Origin of the sequence: Exiguobacterium sp. s64 (genome assembly GCF_018618035.1) — a bacterium.
Classification (GTDB): Bacteria; Bacillota; Bacilli; order Exiguobacteriales; family Exiguobacteriaceae; genus Exiguobacterium; species Exiguobacterium mexicanum_A.
The window spans coordinates 97,591-111,850 of record NZ_JACSLH010000001.1; the positions used below are offsets into that span (position 1 = coordinate 97,591).

A 14,260-nucleotide genomic window follows, 5' to 3' on the forward strand; every position below is an offset into this window, starting at 1 on the left:
GAATGACATGGAATATTTTTTCTCATTTCTAAAACCCATTAATCCAAAAGCCGAAGAATTGGCGCAGATTATAGAGGACAAATATTATTCGAAGGAAACAGAATTTGCATTACTAAACGCAAGAAAAATGATTGAAGTTATTGTGAATGATTGGATAAAGGTAAATGATTTACATAATACATATAACTTAAATGATAATATACGATTACTTCAGTCAGAAGGGATTATAAATCGTGAAATTGCATCGGATCTTCATTACATTCGTAAAAATGGAAATAGTGCAGCTCATGAATTGTTTACCAAAGAAGCTCATGAAATCTTACCTCAAATATGGTCAAAGCTATATGACATCGTAGAGTCGTACGTTCTTAACTATGCAAATCCGCCAGCCATTCCAAAATATGCGCCACCCACACATCCAGCAGAAAAAAATGGTAGTCGGGGTCATGATGATATTTTAAAGATTTTGGAAGAACAGCTTGAGGCTAAAATTAAAGCTTTAAATGTGAGTAACAAAGGGGAGAGTTCTTCCGCCGGAAATGACTCACAAGCAACTGAAAAAAATAAATTATATGAATTTATACCTCAGGTTGAGAGTGGAAATGAGAGTTATTTGTATAATCTTTTATCAAGGCTGAACGAGTCTTCAAAAGAGGCAGTTGAAAGTGCCGAACTTCCATTAAGTTCTCTAAAGCAGTATCTACACGTTGAACGACCAATTGAGAAAAAATTAGTTCAGCTTTTACAGCAGCCTGAGCAAAAACGATTAACACTCTTGATTGGAAGTGTAGGTGATGGAAAGTCACATATCCTATCACATCTACAATCTGCTGAGCCTGAATTGATGAACCGATACAAAAATAAAATTTGGAATGATGCGACGGAAAGTCTTTCTCCTCATAAGACAGCGATGGAAACCTTATTTGAGAAGCTCATTCCATTTTCAGACCAACGATTGACGGAAGGCTCAGATGAGTTTGTTTTGGCTATAAACTTAGGTGTATTACATAAGTTTTTGTATGATTATGTGAACTCATTGGACAGTGAAAATACATTTAACGAGTTGATCGCATACGTCGAACAATCAGGAATCTTTGAGAATGAAATTTCTCAAGCTTCGGAGCATGAGTGTTTTTCAATGGTTAGTTTTTCGGACTATCCAATGTACGAACTCACTAAAGGTGGAGTGGAGTCGAACTTCTTAATGCAAATTTTATCGAAGATGTTCGACCAAAACGATGACAATCCATTTTATTTGGCATATGAGGAGGACATGAGGCAAGGCATTGACTCCATCGTACATCGTAACTTTTTACTCATGAACAATTTGAATGCACGGCGCAACCTTGTGAATCTGATCGCCCGTTCTCTCTTGAAGGAAAAAGCGGTTTTATCGATGCGTCAATTTTTCAATTTAATTTATGAAGTAATGGTTCCAGGAAATTGGTCAAACATTAGTAAACAGAAAATTGTACTTGAAACGTTACTAATTCATGGTCTTCATCAAAAGCTATTTACGAGTCAAAATGATTCTCCGATTTCCGTCATGTTAAGAAATGAGGATCCAATTGCTTATCGTTCTCAAGAAATTGATCAAATCATCCTTCAAATTAATCTTGAAGCTGACGTAAGTGGTTTCGTTTCTAGGTTCGATGAGTCGACTAGACAAACGTATCAACTTGATTTATTGGATCGAGCACTTGTCACCGAACATACGCAATCGTTGTTGCGGTTACTTTATCTATCTAACCCTCGAGAGATGAATATTTCTCAAACAACGATTGAGACATTTTCAAAATATCTGTATGCCTATTACACAGGACAAAGATATGATCTCAAATCACTTTATGAGAAATTTGAAAATGCGCTCATGCTATGGTTTGGTTTCAAAAAAGACCAAAAGAAATATCTATTTGACACAAGTGCAAAAGTTTCAAAACGTTATCGCATTGCAAAACCGGTCAGCTTTACGTTAGATCCAATCAGCATGGTGGCGAAGAATGAAGAACAAGTCGTTCAGTTCCGCAACTCATTATTTATTCAGTTCGCAGTAGGTGAAAATAAACAAAGAATCAAACTTGAAATCGATTATAAAATGTTCAATTTGATTACGAAAATTGATCAAGGTTACCAACCATCCAAGATTGATTTTGATGATGCGATTCGATTCAGCGAATTTGCAAATGCCATCCGCACATATAATTCAAACAATGAAGAAGTGTTGATTTATGTAATTCAAACGGGAGAAACATTTGTCTTAAAACAAGAAGCAGATCCATTTAGTAGTGAAGAAAAAATTGTGTTCAGTAAATTGTAAGTTCTGAAAGCAGGTGTAAATGATGAGATTATTACCAGAAAAAATATTTGATGAGAAACAAGTGATTGTGCTAGATAAAGATCGAAAAAAAATAGCAAAACGTCAAACCTCAAATTTTTATCAAGTTCTTCCTTTTACTACAGGGAAGAGTGATTCAATTAAAAATGCCCTTTCAGACTGGGAAAAAGAAGTCGGAGCGTTCTCTAGAAGACTTCTCAATCAAGATTTATCAGCCAAATCATTCAATACAGATCACCTTTTAGAAGGAGTCTTGGATCGAGTCGAGAGTTTACCTGAACACGAAGATGAAATCCATACCTTTTTCAGTGATTTGCTTCTTCAAAGAGACGGTGGATTGAATGTTACTCATCCGAGTATGTTCATGTACATTCAAGGAAATCCTGCTACAAAGAAAAAATTAGGGACTTTTTTAGCAGACTTGACACATCATGCTTTGGAGGAAGAACAAATCAAACAGATTAGACAAATTTTTATGTCTGAGCAAAATGAGACGTTGTTAGACAAAATGATTGTGAATTTACTGCCTAAACTTACTGAGAAGAAGTATAGCGTGGAGCATGCTCTTTATTCTTCGTTACCAATAAAATTACTGGGCGAAGATTTGATTTATTTAGCACAGCATCCTCAATATTTTTTGAAAGAAATCAACCACTTACTTAAGTACTACTTACACTATGTTGTTTCCCAGACGACAATTAAGATTAATAATTTTGAAACGTCTAATTGGCATCAGCCATCTAAGTTGTTTTATACCATTCATCATGAAACGACTGTTACTTCAAGACGGAAGACGATGAACTCTGGTATGGGATTATTAAATAGTGCTAGTGAGAATATATTTGTACATGAGTTGACGATGGCACAGTTAAGTTGTAATTCTCATAACCAATCACTAGAGCAAGATAAGTCTAAAATCATGACTTATGATGAGATTTATAAGTATTTTGAATCCCTAGAAGAGGCGGACCAAAATCAATTTTTAAATGATATTGATTTGCAAAGTGAACGGATTCTCACATACGCTGGCTTAGAAAATCAAGTGAAACGTAGTGTGACATTTAACGAAGCGGTTAAACAATTGTTCAACACGATGAAAATTACGACTCCTAAAGAGGCGCAGTCACGTTATGGCGATCACGTCAAGAACATTGCAAAGTCGCACTTTACGAAACGTCGAGGACGTCTAGGATACGTATTATCGTTGAACCAAGAAATGCTGATCCTTATGTGTGCCGTTAGTTGTAAAGACGATCGAATTACATTTGTAGAGCTGCTGGAGCGTTTGAGTCAAAGAGGCATCAATTTTGACAACGAATCATCAACAGCACTCTTACAATTATTAGAAAAAATAAACGTCATCGATAAGAAGAGCGATAGTGGGGAGGCGCAGTATGTCAAACCAATTTTATGAGTACGTCACTAAAAAAATAAACGGTCATTTTTTAGTAAACACTCCGCAACCTGGAGACAAATATTACTTGCAGCTAGAAGAAGAAAGTCATGTTAAATATTTGAAAGACTATCTTGAACAAGAAGCAAGCGAACGAGTAAGAATGTTTGAGTACGAGCTCAATGGTGTTACTGAATACCGCACGATTGCAATTGATTACGGTAAAAGCGAGTTGATTATTGCGACTCAAATCGAAGGCGTCCAACCCGATTTCTTCGTTAAGCTTCGCAACTTGGTCAGTGAACAAGAAGGGGAAGGCGTGAACCGCTCACTCCTTGTGATTTACCATGGACAGCTCGACAGTATTGATGGTGGTGGCGCCAACCTTCAAAAAGAAGGAATGCCTTTGAACCCACAAAAAATTCTAGAAGAACTGAAGAGTGAATTAAAACAGATGGCCGAACGTAAGGGCGCGTTAGTTGAAGTAATTGATTTTCATTTGAAAGAAATTGAAGAAGAATTCAGCTCGTTCAAAGGTGTCTCGTTCTTTGATTTTGAAGAAATCTTATCCCTCATGCAAAAATCAGAACTTTCAAAGTCTGATTTTCTAACGTTACGATTTTTCCATGACCAAGAGCTCGAATCATTTGTGCAGACATCTTCCAAAAAAGAAATACGAGAGAGACTGCGTGAAAACCGAGATTTATTTGAGTTTGTTCAAGATAGTCATTTCAACGAAACGACGGAGACGCAATTACCTAAAAAGTTCAATGAACAAGGTGTCAATAAACTCAAGCATGACCATTGGAATGAACTCACGTTACAAGATGTCATCAAGCTGAAAGCTGAAAAAAACAATAAAGTGTTTGAAATTGATGAAATTACAATCGTCAATGAACATTCGTCAGTAGTCGTTTGGGATCGTCCACACAAAACGACTAAGACTGGAAAACGTACGCGCTATGTCGCGATTTTCAATCCGTCTCACGAACAAGAAATTAAATTGCGAGCTAAGTATGTAATTGAAGGAAAAGGTGTTCGCAAGAGTTTGGAAGAATCACAAGTCAAAATTGAGTATTGCAATCCATTGCTCGAAGTGACGCCAAGTGTGAAAACAAACAATCTATATGTGACGCTCTCTTCTACTCAAACCCAAAGCGCTACACAATGTACGGTGAAATATAAAGTGAAAAATGAAAATACACTGTATTCAGAGTTAAATATCATGGTGTTTCCATTCTCAAGCGAGGTATTTAAAGACTACGCTGGAACTTATGAAGTGAAGCGAGTAAAAGGAAGCGATACCGAATATTTGATTTTAGGGAACAAAGAAGGCGAGCTGCGATTAGGAGACGGTTCACAAACGCCTGTGTATCAAGAGCAAGCACTGGTAAAAGTAGATGATGAACCGAACATCACGTATCATTTTGATCAAGATTTGTTTGAAGAAGATCAATTTTTGCAATTAAGCGTTGGAGAATCAACTCCAATTAATATCAAGCTGAGTGTTGATGCCTCTAAACCGCATCCAATCGCAAATATTAGATTGTATAAAGAGAAACGTGAGAAGCGTTCTTCGATTGTCCATGGCACGGATGGAAAACTAATTTTAAAGAACCAAATTTACTATCCACAAAATGAATATAAAGATTTTTTAGAGTATGAAATGGAATGGCTTGAGCAAAGTATGCAAACAGCTGTATTGTCTTCAGGTGTAATCAGTCCTGTCAATTTGGAGTTTGGTGCTTTCTATGAGTTGAGAGAAGCGTACAATCTCTTCCTAAATCACTTTAAAATCAAAAAGACTGTCCCGATGTTAGCATTTTGGGATGATGAATATAAACGAGTTGCTTTGAATTATGTGGAAGCCTATGTAAAAGCGATTGAATCGATTCAAGAGGCTGATCGGTTATTTGAAGTCGGTCACTCGATTTTAAAATTAGGTGTGTTGTTTAACAAAAAAGAGGAAATCGTCTACTTCACTCCATTCCATCCGGTTAACGTTGCGTTTCAATTAGAGTTGAACACTCAACTTGGGGATGAAGAAGTGTCGGAAAGTGTGCTTAAACGTTTACGTGCTGATGCACTGGCCCCATACCTTTGGTTTGAAGGTAAAGCATATAAAGCAGAAGCTCAGTCGAATTTACCGGAATGGATGATTTATCGAGTAAAGGAAGAAGTTGTTGTAGCTGAGGCTGACCGCTTCCTGTCAGAAGTGGTCAAAGAAAAGTTAAATCAGTTTGTAGACCATTTCACCTCACTCTTTTATCAGACAAATCAAGTCGTTAGAGCTCCTTTATATTTAAATGTGATTGAGATAAAAAATGATGAGATGGTATTAAAAGGTGTTGTTGAATGGATTTTCCGTCAACTGAAAGATAGTTATGAAAAGAATAAAGATGAAGTGATTCCGGTTGAAGTAAAACTTTATTGTGATTCCGGTCGATACAGAAGTGCATTCGATCAATTTGCAGCTAAAGATTTTATGGAAGACGATTGGGAGCAGTTTGAGTATTTATACACGCTCATTCCCAAAAACTTTATTCTTTCTCCACAAGAAGTGGCAGAGAAGATTCAATCGTTCATCAATCACTATCATATTCAAAATGAGCAATTTAATGATTTTGATTATGCTCACATCAGTTTCTATAAGATGAGTGGTGAGGAGCAAGTCATTACCGATAAAATGGAGTACATTAAGAGCGGAAATGCGATGAGTGGTTTGTATTCGACGCTCGCACCGACCATCAAAGACGGTCAATTTAGTATGGGCTTTGGACTTCGCGGCTATGAAATTGAAGACAATGATTTACTCTTGCGCTGTGCTAAGTCATTTAATGAATTGAACGTTCATATGAAGGACAACGGTAGTAGTTCATTCGCACATGGTGTTACGGCACTGGCTAGTATTACTGATGCTAGAGATGGCTATAAGTTGCAGAATATCTATGAAAGTTCTCACTGGGTCACGTTAATTGAACCGACTGTTGACCTTGGATATTTTTCATCTAAGCAAGGAAACCCAGATAATGAATTAATCATCATTCACTATAACGATCAATCTTCTTCTTATCGGTATGATGCGATTACTGTTACGAAAAAAACAGCGCAATATCAAGCCGTTATTAAAGATTATTTAAACCATGAAAAACCTGATTTGAATACAGATGAGAGTATCAAAGAGATTATTCAAACGTTCAACGTCATTAACGGTGAATGGCTGCTGTCTATGATTCAACAAGGGCTCAGCAATGAGACGGCTCGAAATATTCATAAGAGTCGAGAAAAATTCAGTTTGTTGGCCGCTGTGAAATATTCGTTGGCTATGTTCACAACCGACGACATCACCTGGGTTCCAATCTCTCTAGAGGAAATTTTACGTGTGGCAAAAGCAATCGGGTTGAACCACGCAAGTTCACCGTTCACCGTTAAAGCGCTAGGGAAGTCAGGAAGCTACTCAGACGACTTACTCTTGATTGGTATTCAAGAGACAGAAGGCAAATTAAAAATGCACTTCTATCCGATTGAAGTGAAAATCGGTAGAAACTTGAGCAATGTACTAGATAAAGCACGAGAACAAGTTATAAAGACGAAAAAACTTTTCGATACTGAGTTGGGTGCTGGGGAGAGAGAGACTACATTCTCGCAGCAGTACTATCGGATGTTCTTTGCTCACTTATTCTTAGCGAATGCCAAGAAGTTGTTCGAGGGTAACTTGTGGCAGGAAAAAGATCAACATTATGATTTTGAGAATGTACGCCTTTCAGTCGTCGAGAAGTTGATGAAAGGCGATTATGAAATCTCTAACGAATTAGCGGATTACTTCAACAAAGGTGTAGTCGTGTCGTTCAAGACCGAAGAGACCATTTCGTCAGTAGAACGAATCGAGGATGACATCCTGTTGCTCAATTTACCAGAACAATATGGAATCAGTGGTGGTTCATATTCGATTGAAGAGATTCGACAATCAATTGTTCACGGGAAAAAGGATATTCCTAGAGAAGAAATGCTCGAGACATTTAAAATTAATAAATTTTAAATTAGGAAGACCGGCTCATTTTCAATTGAGCCGGTCTTATTTGTATACTTTCAAAATACTTTCAAAGTTCTTTGAAAATATCTAAATCTTTTAAAGAGATGCTTGAAGATAGCGAGAATCGAATCGAAGATCGCACTTCGTCCAATGTTAATCCAATCGCTTGTAACACATGACTTGGCTTACTCGAACTACATGCCGAACCAGTAGAGACAGCCATCACGGGCGCAAGCTGTTTCACGAGCACTTCATTGTTAATCCCGACGAATTGAACATTAACAATACCAGGTATTTTATCAGTATGATCGCTGTTGAATCGAATATTCGATCCGAATTTTTGGGATAAAAGTTGAACCAAATGCTGTTCAAGTTTTTGTAATTTTTGAATATTCTTAGACAAAGATGCCTGATGCATTTCAGCGGCTTTCCCCATTCCTACGATTAAAGGAACCGCTAACGTTCCACCGCGCACGCCTTGTTCTTGGCCACCACCGTGTATTAAGGGTGTCAACTTTCTTGGAATACCATCCTCATCCTTTTGCACATAAGCTACGCCGACACCTTTTGGACCGTTGAACTTATGCGCAGAAGCGGATAAGAAATGAACGTTCGTCAGTTCTGACAGGTTGATTTTCATCTTCCCGACGACATGTGTCGCATCGGTGTGGAAGAGTGCACCATATTGAGCAGCTAGTTCAGAAGCTCTCTGAATGTCATTTAACGACCCTAACTCGTTATTTCCCCAGATGATTGAAACGAGTGAAGTAGGGCGTTTTTTTAGTAGGGATTCTAATTCAGAGAAATTGATTCTTCCGAACTGATCAACAGATAGATACTCGACGTGAATTTTCAATTGTTCACTCAAATACTTGGCAATTTCCAAGTTAGATGAATGTTCGGCTACCGTTGTAATCACTTGATGGTTCGGTTGAGAAGAACTCACACTTTTTAAAATCCAATTGTTACTTTCTGTGGCTCCCGAAGTGAAATAGAGCTCTGTGGAAGAACAGTTAAAAAACTTACTTAACTGTTCTCGAGCCTGTTCAACAGCATTCTTGGAGTTCTCTGCGAGCGAGTAATACTTACTAGAAGGGTTTCCGAATTCTTCAAGAAAGTAGGGGAGCATCGCTTCAAGTACTTCAGGATAAACAGGTGTCGTCGAACTGTTGTCTAGGTATAGCATGTTACCCCTCCTGTAGAGCCAATAACTCTCTTAAGAATTGATTCGTACTTCTTGAGAACTGAAACATTTGATAAAGTTCTTCAGCGCCTCTAGTAATGTGCGCATTGAAATAGTCAGGAAAGTAATGCTCTTCCTCAATGTGCATATTTGCATGTTGGAGAATCATCATTTTGAACATCTCATCATGCTCACCAGTTAACGTCGCACGATTGATTTCGAAATTTGAAATCGTTTGGCCCTTAATGCTGGTTGGAGTTTGTTTGTTCTTTAGTGAAATACCCACGGCAAAACGAGCCAGTATATTTGGCGTGATATGAGTCGAGTTTGAAATCTCTTTAAAATAGAGATGAGTTTGCTCAGTTAGTTTAAGACGGTAATTCATTAGTTTTCACCTGCGCGTTTTCAAATTCAAAATACGATGGAATGACTTGTGTTTCTAAAAGCTCGTTATCAAATTGGAGACTATACTCTCTAGAAATAGACGGTTTTAGTACGTCATAGTAATCTTTACTGATTTCTGAGTCAGTAGATAGCACTAAGACCTGTTCACCGAAGTTAGGCAGCAAGTTGCGAAGAATATTATAACGATGGTCTCGGTCCAGGCGACCTAACAACGTATCGAAAATAAATGGCATCTGGTTTTCAGAAACTTTAAAGATTGCCCAAATCAATGAAAGCAATAAAATCTGTTTCTCACCAGAAGACAAAGTGGCCACAGAGATTCGAGATTGATCTTTGGATAATAAAGTCAAAGAGAAATCTTCAGGCATAATCGATAGCTTCTCAATGTAATCTTCTTTGCGCATCAATGTTTTTAACATCCGTAAAGCATTTTCTTCAACATTGCGAATGACTTTGTAGCGTTGTTGTAGTCTAAAGTCTTCGAGTAAAGCTAATGTAAGATTTGCGTTCTGCGAAAGAAGGCTCGATTTTGAAGTGATTTTCTCAATTTCTTGCTTGAGCAGGGCATTTTCTTCTACTAAATTTGAGTATTGAGCATGAAGTTCATCTTCAGTTTGAACGATGTGTTCAAAACGTTCTTTTAAGTGAAGGTGATTTACTTTTAATCGATTTAGCTCTTCAAACTGCTTCTCGAAATCGATATGATTCTCTTCTCGAATGATCAGTTTTCTTCGCAACGTTTTCAATTCGTCGATGATTTCATCATCTCGGTTGAGGTTTGACAATAAATTTTCAGATGAATGAGCATCAACAAGCGAGAGCATATTTTCTACTTTTGCTTTCGAGCTGAATGAAGCATCGTGAATGATTTCAGTAGATGGAACCGCCATTTTTAAAGCAGCATTGAATTCATTCTTTAACAAATCATGTTGAACCGTACCGCCTAAGTTGCGTGAGACATTTTTATAGAACTCATCGGAGAAGACCTTTTCTAAGTCCTCCACACTTCGCACTAATAATTCTGACTCCACTTGATCAGCAGCTTGCTTAAGTAAGTCGTGATTAATCGTAAAGGCATAATATTCACTAAAGAAGTTTGAAGTCGATTGCTTCAACGATTGACGCTCATGTTCGAGTCTTCTAATGTCATCTTTTAATTTCGCTTCTTCTTCTTTACTAATCACATCATGGGATTTTAGTGATTCAGAGAAAGAGGCGACTTCAGCTTCACTGATTTCAATTTTCTGAAGAGCTTGTGATTTTTCAATCTGATTTTTTTGAAGCTTTTGTTCGGCCTCAATCAAGTCACCCTTGATTTCATCCAAACGTTTTGATTTTTCTTTACTCAGTTTCGTTTTCGCTTCATCGCGAACAAGCGTTTCAATGGTCTCAGTTAATAAATCAGGAATTTCCAACTTGAAGGCACTTTTCATTAAGTCATCAAGGTATTCCGAAAGTTTTCCTTCGTTGATGATTTGGTTAATTGTCTCCCCATCAAATAAAGAAACATTGAAGAGATATAATGGGGTTCGTTCCAAGAATAATGAATAGACTTGGCTTTGATCTTTTTCTGCTAACGGTAGGGTACTCCCGTCCCGATAGATATTAAAATATTCTTTGATATTTTTTGCGTCGATTCCCCAAGACCGTTCAAACAGATAGCGAGACATTGTTTGGTTCGTAGTCGTAGTGAACGTGATTTGAATCTTTGAAATCACTTTTTTCACGTTATACCATTCACGTTGGTCTCGAATTTCGCTGTTGATTAACTTTTCAATCTCACGGAAGTAAGAGGGGGTTGGCGCTTTGATTCCAAACGCCTGACTCCCGTATAAACCTGTGCGGAGAGCATTCAAAAATGTCGTTTTACCCGCGCCATTCTTCCCTCCGATTAAAACAACATTTTTATTAGAATTTTGATTCGTAAAATCAAACGTTTGGTTCTTATAGGCTCCAATGTTTTTCAGGACAATCGATTCAATCTTCATAGTTCTTTAAATCTCCTTGCTCTTTATACAGATTCAAATAATCTTGGCTCAATAATGCAGCAACATCTTTATTGAATCCACGCTTTACTTTTACGCCTAGAAAATCATTTGCCGTCGTAAATAATTTTTGAACCATGTTGAAATCAAGACCATGCTTTTGAGAGAGTAGCTCTAAGTCACTTGCTTGATCACTCGTCAAGATTTGGCGATCGTCTTGTTCCCAATCCAAATCGACACCGAATACTTCACGATATAGTCCAGGTAACGTGTCTTTCCAATCCCCCTCACGGAGCCATAGACGACGAATTGCACGTAGTTCATCGTTTTGAATCAACTTATACTCCACCGAGTTTGGAACTTTTAAGTCACGTTGTAGGATGAGCAAATCACGCATCAGTTCAATTCGAGTAGCTAACGTGAACGGTCCGAGTCCAAGATGTGAGTAAACAGCTTGCCCGTCGTCATTCGTTTCAAGAACGACAAATTGAATATTGAATTCCTCTGGTTTACTCAAATCAATATTATGTGTCGCGATGAACTGACTTAATTGACGTTTTGGAACTGCAAGAACGCTCTCGTCTGTTAAGTCCTCAATACGATCTACAACTTTATGAGAAGTGGCTGCACGACCACCTTTTTTCTTTTGAGCGATATAGATACCATCTTCTTTAATTTCGTGTGGAACTTCTAGCAAGTAGAAGGCACCATTCATCCGCTTATGCATCCGTTTCGAACGGTCGTCTCGAATAAGTACCATCTTATTACGGAATTTCAATAAAGGCTTCAACCAGTCATGTTCACCAGTTTGAATGAAACCAGTCAGCGATTTGTCTTGGTTGACGACGGTACATGTCCAACAGCCAAAGCGACTATTCCCACATGAACCGGCGCTTTCCTTAATATTCTGGTCTACGACTAAAGGACATTCGCTACTTGAGTCCATATACATCTTCTGAAGTTTGTGATGATCTTCGCCCCAAGGAGCAGGATTTTGAAGCAGATAGCTCCATACATCGTCTAAAACGAACTCTTTGATTGGAGCAAATACATACGCATTGGCCAATGAGGTATGTCGCATCAGTTCGCTACCAGAAATTTCATGATCTTTAATTGATTGACCACGGCTCGTACTCTCAGATGAGCGGACACCAAGTACCATGATGATTTCACCATACTTCGAAACTTTATCTTTAATAAAACGGTTGGCTGGATCGATTTTTAATCGATCGGTACACCATCTAAATGTCTGGTTAGGGGTAGGGTACCCACGGCCGATAATATTCGTCCAAAAGGTCTTTTCCGTAAGCGGTTTGACCTTCTGAGTTTCAATCGGGAGATTATATTTTAACGCGGCTTCCTGCATCCGATGGAGTGATCCATTAATCATCGAGACGACGAGCGGGTTCTCGACCAATGTATCAGATGAAATGATAAATACTTTTTTGTGGAGTTGTTCTGGTGAAAGCTCCAATAGCGCTTCAAAAATAAGTTGTGTCGTCAGTGTTGAGTCTTTTCCGCCGCTGAATCCGACTACCCAGGGACGTGAGTCATTTAAATAGACTCGTTTAATCAAATCGATAGAGCGTCTAGAGACCGTGTCTCCTTCATGCTGAGTAAATAAATTACTAATAATACCTTGTGTCATAAATCATCATCCTCTCGTGCCAAAACAGTTATATAACGTTCATGCTGGATTTTTGTTGGTCGAAGTCTTTCTCTTCTTTAGTAAGTTCGATGCCAAGTAAAGATTTGATGCGAATGGCAGTTAAACGAATCGTATAGTTATTCTTTAATATTCTTCCATTCTCATTAAAAGCACGACCTTTCCAATCCTTCTCATTCGATCGACTCCAATCGATGTCTTTGAATTTTGAAAGATATGCAGTCCATGTATCAGGTTTCTGTTCGATCAATGCACGAGCTACTTCTGCTGCAGCCTCGATGAATAGACCTTGACCGGCAATTGAAATCATACGGAGATCACGGGGAGAGATTTCTTTATTAAACACCTGCTCCCATTCATGAATACTATTGCATAGAGTCATCCAAAACGTTTTAATGTTCAATGCGTCTTCTTCAGTTAAAAGCGCACCTTTTTTCTTGTTGATTAAGCGCTTATTCGCATTGTAAATATGATTCAATGCCAATAGTTTTGGTGAATTTTTAGACAGCGAAGTCTTTTCCATTTCTGTATAGCGTTTTAAAAGCGGGATTTCTTCGACAAGTTCCTTTGTCAAAAGTGACAATTGGTCCCGGTGATCATATAAAATTCCAATCGAAGACGTAGTGTTCACGGCATGACGGTTCAAATCCGAGAAAATCTGTTGAGAACGTTCTAATCCTTCATCATGGAAAAAGACGACCGAAATCGTTTCATTACCTAACTCAGGCATAATCTTCAAAGCTTCTTCAATGGCGGCTCGTCGATGTTGACCGTCATTGATTAAAAAGCGTGAATCTAGCGCGATAGAGAGTTTTCCTAAATCTTTAAAATTTGGCTCATCTGAAAAGGGAGTAAATTGAATCTCACCATCAATAGATGCAGTCAAAGAAGAAAAGACATAATCCTTTGATTGATCTACAATATAATTTGTAATTTCAGGAACTCGAGATTTATTCAATATACGTTGCGAACGGTATTGTGGAGGAACTTCTTCCTCATCAAATAAAAAGATTTTTGGAATCAATTTTAAGGGGCACATTACGACGAAGTATTCTTTTTCGGCTTGATGGCCTCGTAAAGCAGGGAAGTTATAACTGAAATTAGGATCCATAGCCAATCTCCTTTAAAATAAATTACGTACGTAATTTAAAGAAAGTACAATGTTTTATTAGGTAAAGTTTATCATATGATTCTTTTCAAAAATAGCGGAAAGCTCAATTAAATTAGAATTTATAGTAAGAAAAATCTCAGCGATAATTC

General features: G+C 37.9%; 8 protein-coding genes. 3 read left to right on the forward strand and 5 right to left on the reverse strand.

Going from position 1 to position 14,260, the window contains the following annotated elements:
• The first annotated feature begins 7 nt into the window (after window positions 1–7).
• Genes dptF through dptH form a run of 3 tightly spaced genes read left to right on the forward strand, consistent with a single transcriptional unit; the run spans window position 8 to window position 7,767 of the window.
• Window positions 8–2,317 carry a DNA phosphorothioation-dependent restriction protein DptF gene (dptF, locus tag KNP64_RS00530; protein WP_214763743.1) on the forward strand — a complete coding sequence of 770 codons (2,310 nt, stop codon included), beginning with the start codon at window positions 8–10 and terminating at the stop codon, window positions 2,315–2,317.
• Window positions 2,318–2,339: 22 nt separating this feature from the next.
• Entirely contained in the window at window positions 2,340–3,749 is a 1,410-nt protein-coding gene (dptG, locus tag KNP64_RS00535; protein ID WP_214791701.1) for a DNA phosphorothioation-dependent restriction protein DptG, read from the forward strand.
• Window positions 3,730–7,767, forward strand: coding sequence for a DNA phosphorothioation-dependent restriction protein DptH (gene dptH, locus KNP64_RS00540; protein WP_214791699.1), 4,038 nt, complete (start codon window positions 3,730–3,732; stop codon window positions 7,765–7,767). Before dptG ends, dptH begins: the two co-directional genes overlap by 20 nt.
• A gap of 61 nt (window positions 7,768–7,828) precedes the next feature.
• Here dptH and KNP64_RS00545 read toward each other — a convergent pair whose 3' ends face one another.
• From KNP64_RS00545 to dndB, 5 genes are read right to left on the reverse strand one after another with little or no spacing between them, the layout of a single operon-like run.
• Complete coding sequence (locus tag KNP64_RS00545; protein ID WP_214763748.1) at window positions 7,829–8,947, reverse strand: cysteine desulfurase family protein; 1,119 nt, start codon at window positions 8,945–8,947, stop codon at window positions 7,829–7,831.
• 1 nt (window position 8,948) lies between these two features.
• Window positions 8,949–9,329, reverse strand: a complete 381-nt coding sequence (locus KNP64_RS00550) for a DndE family protein (RefSeq protein ID WP_214763750.1) — start codon at window positions 9,327–9,329, stop codon at window positions 8,949–8,951.
• A complete protein-coding gene (dndD, locus tag KNP64_RS00555; RefSeq protein ID WP_214791697.1) occupies window positions 9,313–11,337 on the reverse strand; it encodes a DNA sulfur modification protein DndD in 2,025 nt (674 codons plus the stop codon). The genes KNP64_RS00550 and dndD overlap by 17 nt, the downstream gene beginning before the upstream one ends.
• Entirely contained in the window at window positions 11,327–12,982 is a 1,656-nt protein-coding gene (gene dndC / locus KNP64_RS00560) for a DNA phosphorothioation system sulfurtransferase DndC (protein ID WP_214791695.1), read from the reverse strand. The genes dndD and dndC overlap by 11 nt, the downstream gene beginning before the upstream one ends.
• A 28-nt stretch (window positions 12,983–13,010) precedes the next feature.
• On the reverse strand, window positions 13,011–14,111 hold the full coding sequence (gene dndB / locus KNP64_RS00565; RefSeq protein WP_214763754.1) for a DNA sulfur modification protein DndB: 1,101 nt from the start codon (window positions 14,109–14,111) through the stop codon (window positions 13,011–13,013).
• Window positions 14,112–14,260 lie beyond the last annotated feature (149 nt).